Source organism: Candidatus Binatia bacterium (assembly GCA_023150935.1).
Classification (GTDB): domain Bacteria; phylum Desulfobacterota; class Binatia; order HRBIN30; family HRBIN30; genus JAKLJW01.
Window position 1 is genome coordinate 1 of sequence record JAKLJW010000018.1, and the last position, 19712, is coordinate 19712.

At 66.3% G+C, this 19712-nt stretch carries 20 protein-coding genes and 1 pseudogene; 17 read left to right on the top strand and 4 right to left on the bottom strand.

All coding sequences use genetic code 11. The features are described 5' to 3' along the window. The 3 genes from L6Q96_12020 to L6Q96_12030 all read left to right on the top strand — a co-directional run. A partial coding sequence (locus L6Q96_12020) for a hypothetical protein (protein MCK6555286.1) occupies positions 1-504 on the top strand: 504 nt, incomplete at its 5' end. A 79-nt stretch (positions 505-583) separates the two neighbouring features. Next, the gene (locus L6Q96_12025; protein ID MCK6555287.1) at positions 584-874 is read left to right on the top strand and encodes a nucleotidyltransferase family protein; all 291 of its coding nucleotides are present in this window, start codon (positions 584-586) and stop codon (positions 872-874) included. Further along, entirely contained in the window at positions 871-1227 is a 357-nt protein-coding gene (locus L6Q96_12030; protein ID MCK6555288.1) for a DUF86 domain-containing protein, read from the top strand. Before L6Q96_12025 ends, L6Q96_12030 begins: the two co-directional genes overlap by 4 nt. Before the next feature lie 189 nt (positions 1228-1416). On the opposite strand, the gene L6Q96_12035 is transcribed toward L6Q96_12030, so the two are convergent. Then, complete coding sequence (locus tag L6Q96_12035; protein MCK6555289.1) at positions 1417-1647, bottom strand: DUF433 domain-containing protein; 231 nt, start codon at positions 1645-1647, stop codon at positions 1417-1419. A gap of 162 nt (positions 1648-1809) precedes the next feature. Here L6Q96_12035 and L6Q96_12040 point away from each other — a divergent pair, with 162 nt between their 5' ends. The 8 genes from L6Q96_12040 to L6Q96_12075 all read left to right on the top strand — a co-directional run bounded on the left by L6Q96_12040 (position 1810) and on the right by L6Q96_12075 (position 7374). Further along, positions 1810-2295, top strand: a complete 486-nt coding sequence (locus tag L6Q96_12040; GenBank protein ID MCK6555290.1) for a four helix bundle protein — start codon at positions 1810-1812, stop codon at positions 2293-2295. A 254-nt stretch (positions 2296-2549) separates the two neighbouring features. Then, complete coding sequence (locus L6Q96_12045; protein MCK6555291.1) at positions 2550-3806, top strand: amine dehydrogenase; 1257 nt, start codon at positions 2550-2552, stop codon at positions 3804-3806. Further along, the gene (locus L6Q96_12050) at positions 3803-4378 is read left to right on the top strand and encodes a methylamine utilization protein MauE (GenBank protein MCK6555292.1); all 576 of its coding nucleotides are present in this window, start codon (positions 3803-3805) and stop codon (positions 4376-4378) included. The genes L6Q96_12045 and L6Q96_12050 overlap by 4 nt, the downstream gene beginning before the upstream one ends. Beyond that, positions 4375-4989 (top strand): methylamine dehydrogenase accessory protein MauD, encoded by a 615-nt coding sequence (mauD, locus tag L6Q96_12055; GenBank protein MCK6555293.1) that lies wholly within the window; start codon positions 4375-4377, stop codon positions 4987-4989. Before L6Q96_12050 ends, mauD begins: the two co-directional genes overlap by 4 nt. Before the next feature lie 45 nt (positions 4990-5034). Then, on the top strand, positions 5035-5568 hold the full coding sequence (locus tag L6Q96_12060; GenBank protein ID MCK6555294.1) for a methylamine dehydrogenase (amicyanin) light chain: 534 nt from the start codon (positions 5035-5037) through the stop codon (positions 5566-5568). Positions 5569-5586: 18 nt separating this feature from the next. Beyond that, positions 5587-6021, top strand: a complete 435-nt coding sequence (locus tag L6Q96_12065) for a hypothetical protein (GenBank protein MCK6555295.1) — start codon at positions 5587-5589, stop codon at positions 6019-6021. 305 nt (positions 6022-6326) lie between these two features. Beyond that, positions 6327-6968, top strand: a complete 642-nt coding sequence (locus L6Q96_12070; GenBank protein MCK6555296.1) for a MotA/TolQ/ExbB proton channel family protein — start codon at positions 6327-6329, stop codon at positions 6966-6968. After that, positions 6955-7374 (top strand): biopolymer transporter ExbD, encoded by a 420-nt coding sequence (locus L6Q96_12075; GenBank protein MCK6555297.1) that lies wholly within the window; start codon positions 6955-6957, stop codon positions 7372-7374. Before L6Q96_12070 ends, L6Q96_12075 begins: the two co-directional genes overlap by 14 nt. A gap of 346 nt (positions 7375-7720) precedes the next feature. Here L6Q96_12075 and L6Q96_12080 read toward each other — a convergent pair. Further along, positions 7721-7840: pseudogene (locus tag L6Q96_12080) on the bottom strand (energy transducer TonB). Positions 7841-7907: 67 nt separating this feature from the next. On the opposite strand from L6Q96_12080, the gene L6Q96_12085 reads away from it, so the two are divergent. The 4 genes from L6Q96_12085 to L6Q96_12100 all read left to right on the top strand — a co-directional run bounded on the left by L6Q96_12085 (position 7908) and on the right by L6Q96_12100 (position 13718). Beyond that, positions 7908-8546 carry a VWA domain-containing protein gene (locus L6Q96_12085; GenBank protein ID MCK6555298.1) on the top strand — a complete coding sequence of 213 codons (639 nt, stop codon included), beginning with the start codon at positions 7908-7910 and terminating at the stop codon, positions 8544-8546. Continuing rightward, positions 8543-11068, top strand: coding sequence for a tetratricopeptide repeat protein (locus L6Q96_12090; GenBank protein ID MCK6555299.1), 2526 nt, complete (start codon positions 8543-8545; stop codon positions 11066-11068). The genes L6Q96_12085 and L6Q96_12090 overlap by 4 nt, the downstream gene beginning before the upstream one ends. A gap of 24 nt (positions 11069-11092) precedes the next feature. After that, positions 11093-12307, top strand: coding sequence for a threonine ammonia-lyase (ilvA, locus tag L6Q96_12095; protein ID MCK6555300.1), 1215 nt, complete (start codon positions 11093-11095; stop codon positions 12305-12307). Positions 12308-12482: 175 nt separating this feature from the next. Further along, positions 12483-13718, top strand: coding sequence for an aspartate ammonia-lyase (locus L6Q96_12100; GenBank protein MCK6555301.1), 1236 nt, complete (start codon positions 12483-12485; stop codon positions 13716-13718). A 103-nt stretch (positions 13719-13821) separates the two neighbouring features. Here L6Q96_12100 and L6Q96_12105 read toward each other — a convergent pair whose 3' ends face one another. Further along, a complete protein-coding gene (locus tag L6Q96_12105) occupies positions 13822-14631 on the bottom strand; it encodes an outer membrane lipoprotein-sorting protein (GenBank protein MCK6555302.1) in 810 nt (269 codons plus the stop codon). Between the two features lie 157 nt (positions 14632-14788). Between L6Q96_12105 and L6Q96_12110 the strand changes: the two genes are divergently transcribed. Together L6Q96_12110 and rfaD are read left to right on the top strand one after the other, a co-directional pair. Then, a complete protein-coding gene (locus L6Q96_12110) occupies positions 14789-15871 on the top strand; it encodes a PA0069 family radical SAM protein (protein MCK6555303.1) in 1083 nt (360 codons plus the stop codon). A gap of 60 nt (positions 15872-15931) precedes the next feature. Further along, positions 15932-16948 (top strand): ADP-glyceromanno-heptose 6-epimerase, encoded by a 1017-nt coding sequence (gene rfaD / locus L6Q96_12115; GenBank protein MCK6555304.1) that lies wholly within the window; start codon positions 15932-15934, stop codon positions 16946-16948. Positions 16949-17856: 908 nt separating this feature from the next. On the opposite strand, the gene L6Q96_12120 is transcribed toward rfaD, so the two are convergent. Continuing rightward, positions 17857-19695, bottom strand: a complete 1839-nt coding sequence (locus tag L6Q96_12120) for a type II toxin-antitoxin system HipA family toxin (GenBank protein MCK6555305.1) — start codon at positions 19693-19695, stop codon at positions 17857-17859. Between the last annotated feature and the right edge of the window lie 17 nt (positions 19696-19712).

Sequence of the window (19712 nt, forward strand, 5' to 3'; positions counted from 1 at the left end):
AGTGCGTGTTACGAGGAGAGCGTGCTGAAGTGGCTGGCGAACCCCGAGCGACCCGAAGGGCCGCAGGGGACGATCGGGTTTACGATCAGCGCCGACATGTCTATTCTTTTCACGGTTGCCTATGCCCGCCGCGACAGGAAGTTCGGGAATGGGCGGTTCGTCCGCAACGTCTTCGAGGAGATGTGTAATCGGCAAGCCATGCGGTTGACCAGTGCTGGGACGCAGCCGACCAGGGAGGCGCTGCAAACAATGAAGGGGCCGGACGTGCCCCTCGATCAGGTCGGACTGGACAGCGACCTCCTCAAGATCGAGAACGCCCGCTGGCGCGCGGGTTGCCCAGCATGCCACCGGCAGCATCAAATCACGGCGAACATGCTCGGCGGCAGCGTGATCTGTGATGGGTGTCAGGCCGGAATCACGGTGGAGTGGCCACCACTCATTGAGCACGGTATCGCCGATCTCGAAAGGGACGCACCGGATAGCTGGAAAAGCCCTCTTAGTTAGGCCTAACGGCACGGGAGAGGGGAGAGCGACTCGACGTTGGCTGAAAGCAATACGACTCTGGCGAGGCGAAGGAGCAGCCATGATCACACTGGAAGACCTTCGCGCCCGGCGCGAGGCGATTCTTGAGATCGCACAGCGATACGGGGCGCGCGATGTCCGGGTATTCGGCTCGGTGGCCCGCGGCGACGTCGGCGAGTCGTCCGACGTGGACCTGATCGTACGCTTCGATTCGGGCCGCTCCCTTTTCGACCACGGCGGGTTGATCATGGACCTGCGAGATCTACTGGGAGTCGAGGTGGACGTCATCAGCGAGGGGGGCATGCGCGATAGGTTTCGCAAGCATGTCATGAAGGAGGCAATCCTGCTGTGAGACCTGACCGCCTGCTCTTGGAGGACATGATCGAGGCCCTCGACGAGGTGCTGTCGTGCACGCCGGCCACTCGCGGAGAGTTCGATGCCGACAAGTTCCGACAGTCCCATATCCTGCGGCACATTCAGATCCTCGGCGAGACCGCCTGGCGGCTGTTCGCCACGATCAAGGACCAACACCCGGAGATCCCTTGGTCCCAGATGGCCGGAATGCGCCATGCGCTTGTGCACGACTACTTCGAGGTCGACTGGGATGAGGTCTACGACACGGCCAGACGGGATGTGCCCTCGGTCAAACCCCGGATCGAAGCCATCCTCGCTTCGTTGCCGCCAGAGAGCGAGGACCAGGGATAACCGGCGATCGATCGACGAAATCCTCGTCCTTCGTAAAGATCACTACCTGCTCCTCGCGAGCCCTGTCGAAGATCTCCGCGTCTTCCGCCTCTCGGAGACCCAGGTCGCGAACGTGCACTGCATCCAGGGCGAACTGACTGCGAATCCACGGACAAAACTTCGGCGAGATGTGGGCATCCACCCAGAGGATCACGGGACGATCACGGCATGGCTCACTCGGCTGCTCGCAAACCGCAAGCAGGCATACACGTCCTCGATTTCAAGGTCGGGATGCTCCCTGACGATCTGCTTCGGCGTCGTGCCCGAAGCAAGAAGCTCCAGGATGTCGGATACGCGTATCCGCATGCCGCGAATGCACGGACGCCCACCGCATTGCCGAGGGTTGACGGTGATTCGATCCGTCAGCTGAGCCGTGCTCATCCTCGAGCACGGGTCGGAGGTCCAGCCGAAACGTTAACGGGTTTTTCCGCTATCCGGCCGCACGACGGGTGCGACGAGCACGAACACTGTTCGGCTTCCGTTCCGTACACGTACTCAGCGAAGCGGTACACGTACTCGTACACGGACTGAGGACACGCGGCGGTGAAGTTGGACCACGAACGGTTGGACGTTTACCAGGTGAGCCTGGAATTCGCCGCCTGGTCGTACGAACTCGCCAGGGGGCTGAAGTCCGTGGATCGTCATTCTCGCGACCAACTCTTGCGCGCCTCTCAGTCCATCGCCCTGAACATCGCCGAGGGTTGCGGGAAAGTGCTGTCACCCGAACGGCGAAGGTACCTTCAGATTGCTGGTGGATCGGCACGGGAGTGCGGCGCAATCCTGGACATCCTTCAGCGCTGTGGGCCGATCGCGGGGCCGCAGTGGAAGAGCGGCAAAGAGCTGCTGGTGCGCATCGTTGCCATGTTGACGCGGATGACGGATCACTGCGCCGATCGGGTGCGGGAGGAAGTGGCCGTGTACGAGTACGTGAACGAGTACGAGTACGGAGGAGACGCCGATTCAGCTGCGTCAGCAGATGGGGGAGCCGAACGATACATTGCAGGCGACGGCGAGGACTTGCTGTTGTGAACCTCGGTGCCTCGCGCGAGCGGCGCGGTTGGTGCGCCGCCGCGCCTGAATGTGAGCGTTGGCCGGATAGCGGGAAAACCTCGTTGAACTGAACCGCTGACCACGGATGGTGTCCCCAACCCCATGCCGGCAACATAGGTTAACGCCTACGGCCCCCACGCCCCTCACGCCCGACCCCCCGAAGGGGCGGGTTGGCTTGCGGCAGCGCGCGAGCCCGTGATAGCCGAGTGTCCTCGTAAGGAGGTCGTTTGTTGGTGATCGCCTCAGGGAAACGTCGGGCCCTGGCTCTGGCGGCAGCGGTGGTCGTCGGGCTCTGCGGCCCGGCGGCGGCGCAGGTGGCGCCGGAGGCGCCCGGACGCATCGAAACACTCGCACAACCGCCGAGTGCGCACTGGGCATGGGCCGGCGACCCGATCCTCGGCCGTGCCGGTCTGGTTGACCTCGACAGCGGCCGGTTCCTCGGACAGATCAACGGCGGCTATGGCATCTTCGAACCACTGTTCGCGCGGCGGCGGCCGGAGATCTACGTGCCCGCTACCTACTATTCCCGGCGCACGCACGGCACGCGCACCGACGTCATCGAGATCTACGACCGTGCCACGCTGACCCCCGTACACGAGGTGGTCATACCGCCGAAGCGCGCCATCGACGCCTTCCCAATGGCGCATGCCGCCGTGTCGGACGACGAACGCTTTGCGGCAGTCTTCAACTGGACCCCGGCAACGTCGCTGAGCATTGTCGACCTCGACCGGCGTACGTTCGTGGGCGAGATCGAGATTCCCGGTTGCAGCCTGGTTTACGCCGCCGGCCCGCGGCGCTTCATGTCGTTGTGCTCTAATGGCGAACTGCTGCTTGTCAGCCTCGACGATACCGGTAAGGAAGCCGGCAAGGTCAGGACCCAGCCGTTTTTCGATCCGCAGACCGATCCGGTGACCGAAAAGGCGGTCCGCATCGGCGACGAGTGGATCTTCGTGTCGTTCGAGGGGACGGCGCATCCCGTCGACGTGTCGTCGTCGCCGCCGCGCTTTCCCGCCTCGTGGCCGCTACTCACCGATGCCGATCGTGCCGAGTCGTGGCGCATCGGCGGGTTGCAGCATCTCGCCGTCCACGCCCCGAGCAAACGGCTCTATTCTCTCGTGCACCGCGGCGGCGCCGACACGCACAAGGAGCCGGGAGAAGAGGTGTGGATCTACGACCTCACGACCAGGCAGCGAGTGCGGCGCATTGACGTGCGCTACTCCGGATTGACGGCTTACGGAATGTCGCTGGCGTTCGGCCGCAACTGGGTGTGGCCTTTCAATGGGCTCTACGATTGGGTGGTGGACGGCCTCGTGCCGGCCGCCGTAACCCACATTACGGTAACCCGGGACGAGGCCCCGCTGCTGGCCACGGTGTCGGCCTTCAGCGGCATCGTCGCGGTTTACGACGCGGGCACCGGCGCGTTCTTGCGGCGCACGGAACCGGTGGCCTGGACGGTCGACAGCCTGCAGGCGCCCTGGAGCGGCCGATGAGCGTGGCGGTGGTCGGCGTCAGTCTGGACCCCATACTGTACCTGGGGCTGCGCGCCGGTCTGGTGTTGCTCTTCGTGTCGGCCGCGGCCCACAAGCTGCGCGATTTCGAATCCTTCGTTGCCGCGGTCGACGCTTACGACATCCTGCCGCGCGCCCTGAATAGAACGATGGCGGGGCTGTTGGTGGGGGCCGAGTGCGCGATCGGCGCCAGCCTCGTGCTCTGGGAATATTCCGCGCTGCCGGTCCTGGCGGCAGCCTTGTTACTCGGCACGTACACGGCTGCGGTCGGGGTCAACCTGCGCCGCGGGCGAAGCGATCTGGCGTGCGGCTGCGGTGGCCCGGTCGACGCGGTACCGATTGGGGCCGGGTTGATGGGTCGCAATCTGGTGTTGATCTGCGGGTGTCTGCTGGCGGCCCTGCCGCCGTCGGCCAGGGCGTTGACTCCCGTCGATGCCGTCACCGGAGTCGGTCTGCTGGCGACGTTTGCGTTCCTTTACGCGGCGGCAGAGACGGCGCGGGCCAACGCCGCCCGGCTGCGCCGCGCCGGCGTCGTCGAAAGAGGGCGACCGTGACCGAAGCGTTGATCGTTTCGAACCTCGCCCTGTGGGTGGCGGTGGTTGTCCTCGCCGCGGTGGTGCTCGCCCTCATGCGCCAGATCGGAGTGCTGCACGAACGCGTCGCGCCGGCCGGCGCACTGATGCCGGCCGCCGGCCTGGCGGTGGGGTCGCCCGCTCCGGTGCTGCAGGTGCCGGACTGGTCCGGCGCGCTGCAGACCGTTGGCGGTGCCGATCCCGAGGGCAGGAGCACCTTGCTGCTGTTCGTGTCGCCGACCTGCCCGTTGTGCAAGACCATGCTCTCGATCGCCTTCTCGGTGCAGCGCAGCGAGCGTGCCTGGCTGCGGCTCGTTCTCGCCAGCGACGGTCCGCGGACCGAGCACGAACGGTTCGTGCGTACCCACGCCCTCGACGCCTACCCGTACCTGCTGTCCACGCAACTCGGACTGGCGTATCACGTCGGCAAGCTGCCGTACGCCGTGCTCATCGACGCCGGCGGCACGGTACGCGGCCGTGGCCTGGTGAACACCCGGGAGCACCTCGAAAGCCTGTTCGAAGCCAGCGAACGCGGCGTGGCCTCGGTGCAGGAATACATCCGCCGCCAACACGCTCACTCCGAAGTGGCTTGAAGGACATCGGCTCGATCAACGACACCCAACCAACGACGCCCCAAGATGATTTCCATCGACAAATGGTTTGCAGAGGTCGCCCGGCGCGTGGCGCGGCACAGCTCTCGCCGAGGCTTTCTGGCCCAGGTTGCCGCCGTGCTGGTCGGCAGTGCCGCGGTGCCGTTGCTGCCGGTGGCCCGTGGCCAGAACCCGGCGCGCGTGCCGATACCGGGCGAGCCGGATCCGTCCACACCCGCGGGCGATCCAGCCGACTGCGAGTACTGGCGGCACTGTGCCATCGACGGGTTCCTGTGCAGTTGTTGTGGGGGAACGCAGCGTTCGTGCCCGCCCGGAACCGAGATGTCGCCGGTGACGTGGATCGGCACGTGCCGCAATCCGCACGACGGCAAGGATTACATCATCTCGTACAACGATTGCTGTGGGAAGGAGATCTGCGGACTGTGTTACTGCCACCGCAACGAGGGGGACAAGCCGGTCTATATCCCGGCCAAGAGCAACGATATCAATTGGTGCTGGGGTTCCACCATCGTGTACAACTGCTCGACCGCGATTGTGCTCGGCGTTGCCACGGAGTCCTGAGCGGCGGAGGCCAAGGCGATGCGAATATCGGCCCTGTTGTTCGTCTGGACCGCGCTGGCGATCGCGTTGTCGCCCGGCGGCGCGGCCGCCGATCCGCGTACCGACTACACCCTGCACTGCCGCGGCTGCCACGGGCCCGATGGTGCGGGCGCCCCCGGGGGCGTGCCCGCGTTCGGTGGGCAACTGGGGAAGTTCCTCGGCGTTCCCGGCGGACGCGAATTCCTCGTGCGCGTGCCGGGGTCGTCGCAGTCGAGCCTCGACGATGCGCGGCTTGCGGCCCTGCTGAACTGGGTGCTGACCAACTTCAGCCGCGCGGAGTTGCCGTCGGGTTTCGTGCCGTACACCGGCGCCGAAGTGGGGGCGATACGGCATCCGCCGCTTACCGACGTCGGCAACGTACGGCGCCGTCTGATCGACGCCATAGCGGCAGCGGAGAGTTCGACATCGCCCTGACGACCATGCCACCGCCCGGCGGAGCAGCGACGAGCGCCGCCGGCGATCGACGGTCGGGGTGGCGGTGCTCCGGGGCGAATCTCCTTGACTGTGAACACCCCATCTACTAGCCGACGATCAAGCGTCCGATCGGGGCGGCAAGCGAAGGACAGGTGCGAAACGGCGTGGCGCATACGTTACCCGCCTCCGGGCTTGCCGTGGGGGGATCCAGGCCGATTTGCAGGGATGGGGCGATAACTCGCGGGAGCGGCGGTGGGCGCGGGAACGGCGGTTGAGGAGCGACTGAAGGCAGGAGGGTTCTTACCGTGGAAGGACTGAGCATCCTTGACATGATCAACATGGGGTGGATGGCCACCTATCCCCTGTTGCTGTTCTCGATGGTCACCGTGAGCATCGTGCTCGAACGAGTATGGTCGCTACGCAACCTGATCACCGACAGCCTGTCGCTGGCCGGTTCGCTGTGTGCGCCGCTCGAGCGGGGCGACTTCGTCACGGCGTTGCAAACGAGCAAGGAGCACGTGACAACGCCGGCGGGAAGGATTTTCTCGGACGTGCTCGCCCGGCATCAGTCCGATTCGATGGAGTACCTGTCCGACCTCACCGAGGAGAAGCGGTTCGAGGAGCTGGAAGCGCTCAAGGGCCCGCTGTGGGTGCTCGGCACCATCGGCAGCAGCGCGCCTTTCATCGGTCTGTTCGGCACGGTCGTCGGGATCATCAAGGCGTTTCACAACATGGCACTGATGGGAAGCGGCGGTTTCTCGGTCGTCGCGGCGGGCATTTCGGAAGCGCTGGTGGCCACCGCCCTCGGTCTCGGCGTCGCCATCATCGCGGTCATCTTCTACAATTATTTTCAAACGCGCATCGAACGGATAGAAGCCGCGCTGACGATCGCCTCCAATCGGGTACTCGACGCCATCCACATCGGGAGACGCGATGGCTCTCGGTAGCCTCAAGAAGCGGGCCCGCTCGGCGATCGTCTCCGAGATCAACATCACCCCGCTGACCGACATCTTCCTCGTCCTGCTCATCATCTTCATGGTGACGAGCGCGGCCATGGTGGAGTCCGGCGCGAAGATCACGCTCCCCGAGGTCGACAGCACCGCCTCCCAACCGCGCGAGATTACGATTACCGTGACCCCGAACAATGACGTTTACGTCAATGCGAAGCTGACGTCCTTCGAGGAGCTCGAAAGCGCCCTGAGCGCGCTGATCACGGCCCGGCCCGACATCCCGGTTGTCCTCGAAGGGGACCGGGACGTGCTCTTCGGGCAGGCGGTAAAGATCCTTTCCATCGCTCAGAAGGCGGGAGCGACCCAGATTGCCATCGCCGCCGAGCGGCGGCAGGCCAACTGAGGGAGCGCGTCGCCGTGGAGCAGGGACCTCCCGATCCGAACCGATTCGACCCGTGGGCCGGGCACCGCTTCGGCGGAATGCGGTGGTTTGCCTTCTCCACCCTGGCGCACGTGGGTCTGCTCGTTCTGCTCGCAACGGTGACGCTGACGGTGATGCGCAAGGTGGAAGAGATCCGCGTCAGTGTCGTCGACGAGGCGCCGGTCGGTGCGGAGTCGAGCGACGGCGCCGCTTCGCTGCAGGACCTTGCCGGCGTGCTCCGTATGGAGAAGGCGGCGCCGCAGCGCGCCGCGCCGAGCGGGCCGGTGATTCAGGGTGTGCGCGCTCCCGACCTGCCGCGACTCGCCGGCGTCGGTCCGAAGCTCGGCGCGGGCCCGGCGATCGAGACGGTTTCGACGAGCCTCGGCGGCGGCTCGGGACTGTCGATCGGCGGCAGCGGCGGGCTCGGCGGCCTGGGCGGGGGCTTCGGCGACTACGTCGGCGGGCTGCGCAAAGTCGGCCTCGATGTCGCGCTGGTGATCGACACCACGGACAGCATGCAGTTCGTGATCGACGACGTGAAAGAAAAGTTGTCCGCGCTGGTTGCCTCCATTCAACGCATGGTGCCGACCAGCCGCATCGGCATCGTCGTCTATCGCGATCGGGGCGACGACTACGTCGTCAGGTGGACCGATTTGAGCTTCAACACCAAAAAGCTCCAGGACTTCCTCGCCGGCATCAGCGCTCGCGGGGGCGGCGACTGGGAAGAGGCGGTGCGGGACGCGCTCGATGCCGCGGTCAACGACCTCAAGTGGCGCAAGCAATCGAAGCGGCTGATCGTTCTGGTCGGCGGCTCTCCCCCGCACCAGGTCGACGAGTCGGCCGTGCGCCGCATCGTACGCAACTTCCGCGAGGACGGGGGCTACGTGAGCGCCATCGACGTTACGCATCGCATGCACGAGGAGTTCGACCGTAACCTGTGGAAGTCGCTGCACGGCACCAAGCCGTACCAACCGTCGCCGTTTCCGGACTACTTCAAGGAGACGGCGCGCACCTTTGCCGACATCAGCCGTGACGGAGGCGGCGAACTCGTCGTGCTCGATCAGGACAAAGCCCTCATGCGCAGTATCTTCGAGCTCACCTTCGGCTCGCGATGGAAGACCGAGATGGCGAAATACCTCAATGATCTGTCGTGAACCGGCCCGTGGTCTCCTTCTTCCGCACCGGCGCGGCAAAGGGCCGCGGTAAGGATACGGGGATGCGTTGCTTTCGCCGTACCCCTCTCCCGCGGACAAACGCGGAAGTGGATGCCGGAGTTCGCGGCAATCCCCGCTCCGCCGCAGGCGGCTTCCTTGCGGCTCTCATCCTGCTTGCCGGGGCGACCGCCGGACCGCTGCACGCGCAGAGTGGGGGCGACCTGCGCGCCCAGGCGCGGCAGATCGGCGCCGACGTCGCCGCGGCAAGGAGCGCCGGCCGTCTTGACACCGCCACCCAACAGCGTGCCGTCGAACAGCTCGGACAGCTCGTCGTCGGGTTCATCTCCGCCAGCGACCGCGCCGCCAACAGCGGCGACGCCGGCCGCCAGGCCGAAAGCCTGCGTCCTACCTTCGAGGCCATCCACACGCCGCTCGATGACATCTACAAGCAGAACACCGAAGCCCTCGAGCGCATGGCGCGCAAAGTCATGGACGAAGACGGCGACCTCGAGGCGCTTTACGAGACGCAGCCGTTCAGGGACGCGCAGGTCATCGCCTCGGCCGCTTTGTACTACCTGAACTGGCTCTCGTACTACGGGGCGCGCCTGTACGACGGTCCCAGGCGCAAGGCGCTGCTGGAGCAGGCGCAGCGCGGCTTTTCCGAGTTTGCCACCGGCGATCGCCGTTCCGACCTGCTCGTCGAGAGCCTGCTCGGCCGCGGGCTCTGTTACCTCGAACTCGGCGAGGCGGCGCTGGCGCGGCGCGACCTGGAGGCGGTCATCGCCGACGCGAAGGCGTCGCCGGAACGCCGCAACAAGGCCCGCCTCGCGCTGCTCGACGCCGCCGTTCAGGCCGGCAACACCGCCGAGGCCCTGCGCATGTCCGACGAAATCCTCGCCGCCGGCGCGCGCACGGACGAGAACGTCGTACGCTTCCTGCGGCTGCGCGCGCTCATGGCGGCGGCCAGGCGCGGCACGGGAGCGGAGGCGGAGCGCTATCGCCAGCAGGCTCTCGTCCTGATGGAGCAACTGCGGCGCGCCGGCGCGGGATGGGACGAGCGGGTATCGGCGCTCCTGCAAACCGGCGTGGACAATCCCGAACAGTGGGCGGCAAAGGCGACCAGCCCGTTCGCGCAGTGGGAGCTGGCCCGCATGCTGGCGCAAAAGAACGACTACAAAGCCGCGGCGCCGCTGCTCGAGGCGGTCGTGGCCAGCGACGACCCGCAGGTGCGCCCCAATCGACGCGAGGCGCAGTACATGCTCGGCCTGGCGAAGTTCCAGGCCGGCGAGTATGTTGCCGCCGCCGACCTGCTCGATGCGGCGCTGGCCGAAGGCACTCCCGCCTATGGTGCGGACGCCGCCTACATGCGCTTCAAAGCCCTCGAAGCGGAAGTGGCGAAGCAGCCGACACCGGAGATTACCGAACGCTACGGGCACGCCATACGCGATCTGCTGGCGCGTTACCCCGATCACCGTTCGGTGTTCGAAGCGCAGTTTCGACTGGGCGAGCTGCTGCAGGCGCAACGCGAGTTCGCGGCTGCCGTCGACGCCTACGCCGCTGTGCGCGGCGAGCCGATGCTTCAGCTCCGGGCCCGCTTTGCGACGCTGCAATGCCAGTTCGAACTGCTCGGCGCTGCCGGCGACGGGACCGACCCAGCCGCACAACGAAGGGTACGCCTAGAAGCGATCGGGCGTGACCTGGAAAGCTTCGCGCAAGAAGCCGCGGCCCTGGAAAAGAGCGCCGGCCGCACCGCCGCCCCGGCAGTGCAACCGATGCAGGCCAAGGTCGCCATTATGCGCGCCGTCTACGCCAAACTGCTGCCCGGCGATCGCGGGGCCGAAGTCCTCCGCGCGCTGGCGGGATTCGAGACCTCCTATCCCGAAGAGAAGGACCTGCTACCGCAGGTGGTACGCCTGCGCCTGGAAGCCGACCAGCGGCTCGGCCGCTTCGCCGAAGCCCAGAGCGAAGTCGCGACCCACGGCGCGGTGTTGGTGGGTGGCCTCGGCCGTCAGGGGATCGAGGAGCTGGCGGTCGGTTTCATTCGCGAGGGCGCACGCCGTCGTGCCCGCGAGGGCGATGGGGTCAACGATGCGGCGCAGAAGGTTGCCCTCGGTCTCTATGAATTGCTCGCCGACGGTGCCGACGGAAGCGGCAAGACGGCGTTGACCATGGCTCGCCTGTACGAGACCACCGGCGACCTGAAGAAGGCAACCGATCTGTACAACGAGGTGCAACAGAAAGGCCCCTCGCCGGCAGCCCTGCGCGGACTCGCGCGCATCGCCGAAGCGGAAAAGCGGCCGGCCGAGGCCATCGAACGCTGGCGCCAGTTCACCGCGCTCGCCCGCCCCGGCGACGCGCCGTGGTACGAGGGTCAGTACGAACTCGCGCGTACGACGGCGCTGAGCGGCGACGCCAAAGGCGCCTGCGCGCAACTCGATAAGCTCAAACCGGCCATGCCCGGCCTGTCGGACGTCGAGCTGCGCCGCAAGCTCGGAGATCTCTACGACCAGACCTGCCGTTGAGCACCCCACGTCCCAAGGCCCTCCATGCTCATCCCCCTCGCCGCCATCCGGAACGCTCGCGAACGCGCTGCCGGTATCGTCAAGGCGACCCCGCTCGACCTCAGTGCGACCTTCAGCAGAATCTGCGGTTGTAACGTCTATCTCAAGCTCGAGAACTTGCAGAAGACGGGTTCGTTCAAGGTTCGCGGCGCGCTGAACAAGATCCAATCGTTGGCTCCGGAGGCGAGGGATCGTGGCGTGGTTACGGCCTCCGCCGGCAATCACGCGCAGGGCGTCGCGTACGCGGCCGGACGCGCCGGTGTTGCCGTGACCGTGGTGATGCCGGAGACGGCGTCTTTCAGCAAAGTCGCCGCGACGATCGGCTACGGTGCGCACGTTGTGCTGGCGGGGCACGACTACGCCACGGCCTGTCGGCACGCCACCGCGCTGGCGGCGGAACGAGGCGCACCGTTCGTCCACGCCTTCGACGACGAACAGGTGATCGCCGGGCAGGGCACGCTCGGCCTCGAGGTGCTGGAGCAGTTGCCGGAAGTCGACACGATCGTCGTGCCGGTTGGCGGCGGAGGTCTGTTGGCCGGAGTGGCGGCGGCCGTCCGCGGCGCCGGCAGCCGGGCGCGCATCGTGGGCGTGCAGGCGGCGGGGGCGTCATCGCTGCGGCCAAGCCTGCAAGCCGGACAGCGTGTCGAGATCGCGAGCGTGGACACCATTGCCGACGGTCTGGCGACGCGCGCCATCGGCGAGTTGCCGTTCGCGATCATCCGCGGCGCAATCGACGACGCCGTCGAAGTCGGCGACGCCGAGATTGCCGAGGCGGTACTGCTGCTGCTCGAACGCGCCAAGACCGTGGCCGAAGGCGGCGGCGCCGCCAGCCTGGCCGCGTGCCTGACCCGACGCTTGCCGGCCGGGGCGACAAACGTCGTCGCCGTGATCTCAGGTGGCAACATCGATACCAACCTGCTCGACCGCATCATCAACCTCGGACTTATCGCCGAAGGTCGCCTGTTCCGGCTCGGCACCCGGCTCGAGGATCGGCCGGGAGAGCTGCAACGTCTGGTGACGTGCATCGCGGCCTGCCGCGCCAACATCCATCAGATCGCGCACGAGCGCGCTCGCCCCGGGCTGCCGCTGACCCGCGCCGCCGTCACGCTGGAGATCGAGACCCGCGGCCCGGACCACATCGCCGACATCGAACGGGCCGTTACTGCCGCCGGTTTCACCATCGAGCGCGGGAACGGCTAGTCCCAATGCCCGTCTGGCGTCACCTGCATCGTGCCCTGCGGGCGGGCGCGCTTTCCTTCTTGCCGCGTGAAATGCTACGCGGCGGATCGCGAAGGGAGGCCGAAATGTCCGCAGCTTCGTCCGCCGAGAGCGACGCGACGGCGTCCGCCCGCTCGGCAGAACGCGGGGGTACGGCGTGAGCGGCGCGACGCGCGTCGAATCGGACGCACTGGGGAGCGTGTCGCTGCCGGCGCGGGCGCTGTACGGTGTACGTACCGCGCGGGCGCTGGCCGATCTCAGCTTCTCGGGGCGGCGACTCGGCAGCTACCGCGAGTACGTGGCGGCGCTGGCAACGGTGAAGCAGGCGGCGGCACGTGCGAATCATGACGCCGCTGTGTTGCCGGGGAACGTCGCCGATGCGATCGAGAACGCCTGCGTGCAATTGCGCGGCGGCGCCCATCACAATGCCCTGGTCGTCGATGTGCTCGGGGGCGGCGGCGGTGTCGCGGTCAACATGAACGTCAACGAGGTGATCGCCAACCTCGCCAACATTGCTCTGGGCGGCGAGGCGGGCGTCTACCTGCCGGTAGACCCCAAGCGCCACGTAAATGCATCGCAGTCGACGGCCGATGTGTGTCACACGGGGCTGCGTCTCGCCGTGCTCGACCGCGGCGACCGTCTCGCCGCGGTCCTGCACCGCTGCGTGGCGGTGCTGCAGGCGCAAGCCGCGACCCTGGCGGGCGTTCGTACCCTCGCCCGCACGTGCTTGCAGGACGCCTTGCCGGCGTCGCTCGGCGATCTCTTCCGCGGCTACGCCGCGGCGGTGGAAAGGAGAGCGGCGGCGCTCGGTGGGGTCGTCGAGGCCTTGAACATGGTGAATCTCGGCGGCACGGTGATCGGCGATGGCGCGGGTGCGCCGCCCGCGTACCGCGCGCGGGTGCTCGATCACCTCCGCGCGCTTACCGGACGCGAGGTCGCACTGCGTCCCGACCTCGGAGACGCCGCGCAGAACTGCGACGACCTGGCGGCGGTGGCGGCGGAACTGGCACTGCTGGCGGAAGTGCTGATCAAGGTCGCCCAGGATCTGCGTCTGTTGTCGTCGGGGCCGGCCGGGGGCTTCGACGAGATCCGCGTGCCGGCCACTCAGGAGGGGTCTTCGTTCTTCCCCGGAAAGATCAATCCGGTGCTTCCCGAGACGCTATTGCACTGCTGCATGCAGGTGCTCGGCTGCGAGCGTGCGGCCCGTCTCGCCCTGGAACGTGCGGAGCTTAACCTCAACGTGTTCGAACCCGTGGTCGCGGTGAACGTGCTGGACGCCCTCGAAATGCTGAACGCGGCGCTGGGCTCGTTCACCGAGAAATGTCTCGTCGGCCTGACGGCGAACCCGGACCGCTGCGCCGCCCTCGCAGCGACCGTACCGCCGCGCGATTAGCCGTGTGCCGGAGTCCTGCCGCGGCAGCGAGTCCTCCCGGTGCGGGCCCTTCGTCGCCGTGTCGGACAGCCCGTTCGCCGGGGGCCGGCGCGGAACCTTCCGGTCATGGCAACCCACGTTCCAGTGCCCGTTGCGTGAACAACTCGTCGGCCAGGTCGGTGTCGTACTTCACCTCCGGAAAGGTGACCACCGTGCGAGAGCCGCTCGCCGCCGTGCGCATTTCGAGGCGATGCGGAGTAGGGATGGCACCGACCGGGCGAATGTCGTCGAGGATAACCGTCTTGGCGACGGTGTCGTCGGCATTGCGGAACTCGAGGCGGCGCGGCGTGAGGTCCGCACGGTCCATCCAGACGACGATACGCCCGTAGGGCATTCCCGCCATCGTGGGGCGCAGCTCGACGACGTCGGTCAGATTGCCGTCGACGGTTTCCGTGCCGGCGAGGCGGGAGGGGGCCACCGCTTCGGGCCAGCGCTGGAACTCGGCGAGAATGTCGAGGTCGCGGTAACTGAGGTCGGTACTCATGAAGCTCTCGTCGCGCAACCGCGCGGCGATCTGACGGGTGCGTTTCAGCTCCGGCAGGTAGAGCCACTGCTCGGCGTCGGCGTCGGGTCGGGACCACTGCAGGAAGCCGACTCCCTCGACTTCGCGTGGCGAGACGAAGAACGACACGGCTCTTTCGCCGCCGCCGGGGGAACGCTTCGTGAAAACCTTGAGCTCGCGCACGCGCGTACCGCCGCCGGGCTCGTGGATGGTAAGCGACATGAGCTGCACGCGATCGGTCCAGGCTCGGGTCGTGTCGTCGAGGGCGCGGGCGCGGTCGAGGATGGCGCGCGCCGATTCCGCGGCCACGGCCGGTGCGGCGATCGGGACGAGCAGAACGGAGAGACCGATGGCGACGAAGACGCGGTGCATAGTTATATGTATCCTCCGGTGAACGTGCAGCTTTCTATTTCCGCATGCGGGGCGGCGAAAGGCCAGCCCAATTGTTGCCGCCCTGGCCGCGGTGCACGATCCGTAGTCCTTGCCTGCCGGCCCGACCCGTGAGAGAAGAAACGGCGAAACTGCGTCCATGTCCTCACGCCACCCACCGCCGTCGCGGGGAACGACGGCGAACCCCGCGAACCGCTACGAACCGCTGCACATCGAGCCCGCCGGCGACGAGGACAGTGGAGCCGGAGATCCCGAGTGGGGCGACGACCGCGCCGAGCCGACGCTGTTCTTGCGCGATACGAGTCGTAGCGTGCTCGCCGAAAACGACAGCCCCGATGTGGGTTTCCGTTTCAGTCTCAATCCCTATCGCGGCTGCGAGCACGGCTGTACCTACTGTTACGCGCGACCGTCCCACGAGTACCTGAGCTTCAGTGCGGGCCTCGACTTCGAGCGCCGGATCCTGGTGAAGCCCGACGCTCCGGAATTGCTGCGCGCCGCCCTGATGTCGCCCCGTTGGGTTCCGCAAGTCGTCGCTCTCTCCGGCAATACCGACTGCTATCAGCCCGTCGAACGCCGTCTGGGACTCACCCGTCGCTGTGTCGAGGTCTTTCTCGAATTCGTCAACCCGGTGAGTATCATCACCAAGAGCCATCTGGTGACCCGAGACGTCGATCGGCTCGCCGCCCTTGCCGCGTACCGCGCCGTACACGTGCAGCTTTCGATCACCTCCCTCGACCCGGACGTGGCGCGCCGCATGGAGCCGCGGGCGGCGAGGCCCGACCGGCGGCTGGAAGCGGTGCGCGTTCTGAGCGCCGCCGGCGTTCCCACGGGCGTGTCGGTCGCGCCGGTCATCCCCGGTCTGAACGACGAGGAGATCCCGCGCATACTCGAAGCTGCCGCGGATGCCGGTGCGTGCAATGCCATCTGGCAGCTGGTGCGCTTGCCGCGGCCCGTGGACGACTTGTTCGCGCGCTGGCTTGCCGAGCAGTTTCCGGCGCGCCGCCACCGCGTCCTCAACCGGATTCGGGAATGTCGCAACGGTTGCCTGACCGACACGCGCTTCGGCACGCGCATGCGCGGCGAAGGCGTGTACGCCGAGCACGTAGCGGCACTCTTCCGCACCGCCGCACGACGGACCGGCCTCGATCGGCCGTTCCCGCCGCTCGGCACATCCGCGTTCCGACGCCCGGCGCGCGCCGGCGAGCAGTTGCGGCTGTATTGATCTTCCGATTCGCGCCGCGGCGCTTGCGGCGTACCGTGGCGGCCGACTACGATCGGCCCGATGATCGAGCGGTCTCCCGATTTTGCCGACGCCCGGATTCTGGTCACCGGCGGCGCGGGTTTCATCGGCAGCGCCGTGGTCTGGGCGCTCAACCGTGAGGGGGCACGCGACGTCTGGGTCGCCGACATTCTCGGGGACAGCGACAAGTGGCGGAATCTGGCGGCGCTCGATTTCCGGGAGTACCTCGAGGCCGACGACCTGCTGCCGCGGCTCGAGGATGGCCGTCTTGAACGGTTCGACTTCGTCTTTCACCTCGGAGCCTGCTCGTCGACGACGGAACGTGCCGCCTCGTTCCTGTTCCGCAACAACACCGATTTCACGTGCCGCCTCGCCGCCGCCGCCCTCGCCCGCGGCACCCGGTTCGTGTACGCGTCCTCCGCGGCTACCTACGGCGACGGCGGCCGGGGCATGGACGACAACGATCCGAACCTGCGCCGGCTGCGTCCGCTGAACATGTACGGGTACTCCAAGCACCTGTTCGATCTGTATGCGCAACGCGAGGGCTGGCTCGAGCGGATTGCCGGCCTGAAGTACTTCAACGTCTTCGGTCCCAACGAAGACCACAAGGGCGATATGCGCAGCGTCGTGCACAAGGCTTACGGGCAAGTCCTTGAGACGGGCACGATCCGGCTGTTCAAGAGCTACCGTCCCGACTATCCCGACGGCGGGCAACAACGCGACTTCCTTTACGTAAAGGATGCCGCCGCGATGACGCTGCACCTCGCCCGTACCGCCGAGGCCAACGGCATCTTCAACGTCGGCTCGGGTACGGCCAATCCGTGGCTTGCGCTCGCTCGTGCGGTGTTCGCGGCAATGCAGCGCGAGCCCCGGATCGAGTTCATCGACATGCCGGAGTCGCTGCGCGCGAAGTATCAGTACTTCACGCGGGCCGACATCGGCAGGCTGCGAGCGTCGGGGTACGTGGCGGCCGTGACGCCTCTGGCGGAGGCCGTTGCGGACTATGTCCGCAATTACCTGATGCACGATCGCCGGCTCGGCGACGAGCCGGAACTTTAGGGTTCCGGCCGAGTTCTCTCCGGCGCCGAACCCGCTCCGCACTCGCTGCCGCGGTCTAAGTGCTCTGGTTCATGAATTCGCCAACGTATTCTGCATGATGCGACCCGCTCACCCTGAGCCTCCAGGGAATCGTTCTTACCAACATGTTGAGAGAGGTAGGCGCGCAGGAAATCGGATGGGGAGGGCGAGGCTCCAGCCGAGCCGTCGTCAGGCCGTTGCGGCTCGGCGGGCGCCTCGCCCTCCCGAAGGCATGGCTGAGCCTCCAGGGGATCGTTCTTACCAACGCCCCCGCGGCGCGTGCTCGCGCGCCCGAACCTTTCAGTGGATGGCGGTGGCCGGCATCCAACGCACGGCAGAACCCACGTTCCGCGATGTCGCACAGGTATTCGAGAACGAGTATGGCGTCCTCACGCTCGGCGAACGAAGTCCGCGCTGGGTAGAAGGCCACGCGATTCGACTTCGCCTACACCTCCTGCCTTTTTTCGGCGACCTTCCGATCTCCAAAGTCACCTCCGGCAAAGTGCGGGAGTACAGGGTCATGCGCATGACCCCACGGACCGAGAAAAGCCCCCACGCGCGCGACAACCGTCCGTTCAAGTCAACGACGCCTGCGAGGAAGACGCTGCACAACGAAATCATCACGCTACGGCACGTGCTCAAAACCGCCGTTCGTCACGAATGGCTCGATTCGCTCCCGGACCTTGCGCTGCCTTACAAGGCTCAAACCAAAGTCGGGCACCGCGCCTGGTTCAGCCCCGCCGAATACAAGCAACTCTATGAAGCCACGCGTGCGTATGAGCACGTCTCCCGTGAGCGTTATTTCCGAGCAGTCAATTTTCCACGTGCCCGCCCGTATCTGCCCGATTTCGTCAGGGTTCAACATTCCGTCGCGCGAGTGCAGTCAGCAGTTATCCGAACGCCTCGACCCGCCGCCGGCACAGGTCGAGGACCTGGCTTGCTGCCTTCTCACTGGTCTGTTCGTAGTGCAGCCCCTTTGGCAGCACGACGCGATCCAGCGCAAGCGCGAGCTGCTTCAGCATCGCGTCGATTGCCGCATCCGCATCGCTCACTTTTAGGCCAACGGTGCTTGCGAAGGTGCGGAAATCTCCGCGATCGAGATTATCGTCTTTGCCGCTCAGCTTGAGCGCAAGACGATCCTTGTCGAGGCGCGGAAAGACGCGCGTGGTGAGCGCATCATACAACGGGGCCATCCGGACGATCCTAAACGTCGTGTCGCCCGATCCCGCGGTCTTCAGCAGGGCCATGTTCTTCAGATGCATGTCGCCATCGGCAACCAGCCACGCAAACAGCGCCCGCTTCAGAATGATCAAAATGTCCTCTTCTGGTTCGGTCGAAAGCGGACGCACTGCGCGGGCGACGCGCTCCATTGTCGCGCTGTATTTCGCGTCGGGGGAGAGATCCAGCACGGAGCACAAATCTTCGAGCGCCAGCATGCGCTTGTCGTCGAGCGCATCGCGAATATCGAACCGCTCGACGATGAGAGCGGGGGGCATCCCGTCGGGCATCTTGACGAGCGCCGTCGACGGCACTGCCAACCCCGCAGCTCTTCCAAGCTCCATCCCGAGCCATTCGACAACGGGAAGAGCCTCGAACCCGCTTGTTCCGGCAGGTTTCAGAATATGCGTGAATGGTTTCCCCGTGCTCGGCGCGAGCGTTCCCGCCGGGTCGAGATACATCGGAGCCTTGATTTGAACCCCCGACAACCGCGGCGTGTCCGCGCGCGCATAAAGCTCTGCAAGGTTTTGTTCGAAGCTGTGTTCGAGGTCGCCACGTCCCGGCCCGTGATACTGCCCGGTGAAAGTGCCGTCCTTCGTGTACGCCTCAAGCCGCGTCAGCAAAATGTCCGGTGGCAACCCCGCCAACTCGCTTTCACGCTCCACGACGCTGATGTTTGACATGTAGCGTTTGCCTGATCGCAGCAACGCGCGCTCGTCCTGATCCTTCAGCACACGTTCCAGCCACCCTTCCGGGAGCAGCGAAACGATGAAGGGCGGCAACTTACCCGGCGTCGTCTGCCGCACCAGCGGAAGGCTGCCGCCATCCAGCGGCTTCCATCGCCACTCGAAGCCGTCGTGCGTGAGATGACCGATGGGCGCACCATGCCAGGCGACGATCAAGTCCAGTGCGGCGAGGTTCTTCGCATTCTGGATATGCGACAGCCGGACAAGGAACCGCTCGGCCAGCTCGCCTTCACGGTTCCAGCCGTTCTCTCGCGCGAGAGCCCAGACCGCGTCCGCTGCAGCGTGCGCGCTCCCGTATTCCTCGACCAAGCGGGCGGCGGTTGTCTCCCGCATCGTTTCGTCAATGGCGCTGGCGTGTTCGCTCCTCAGCCGGAACGCCTCTAGAAAGCGCTGTCGCATGGATGAGACGTTGACTCGGAATTCTCCCATGCCGTCATCGATGACCGCTTCGGCGATGGACGGATGTTTGGGCGCTGCGTTTTGGATGATCTCCAGCGCCCGAATGCGCGTGCGCTGAATCCGTCGGCCGCTCAGAAAAAGCCGCCCGTCGCGGGTCGGCGCGAGAAGGGCGGCGCTTGCGCCGGACAAAAACGCCTTCGGATAGAGGTATTTCGCAATACGGACGGCGTGCTTCAGGATGGTCGCTTCGACCTCATCATGGGCGTCGACATAGATGCCCCGCATCAGCTGTACGAGCCTTCCTGTCTCGACGAGGTAGTAGCTTCGGTCCTTGTCTATGTTCTCGCCAACCAGGTGCAGGGCCATTTTTCCGATCTTCCAGT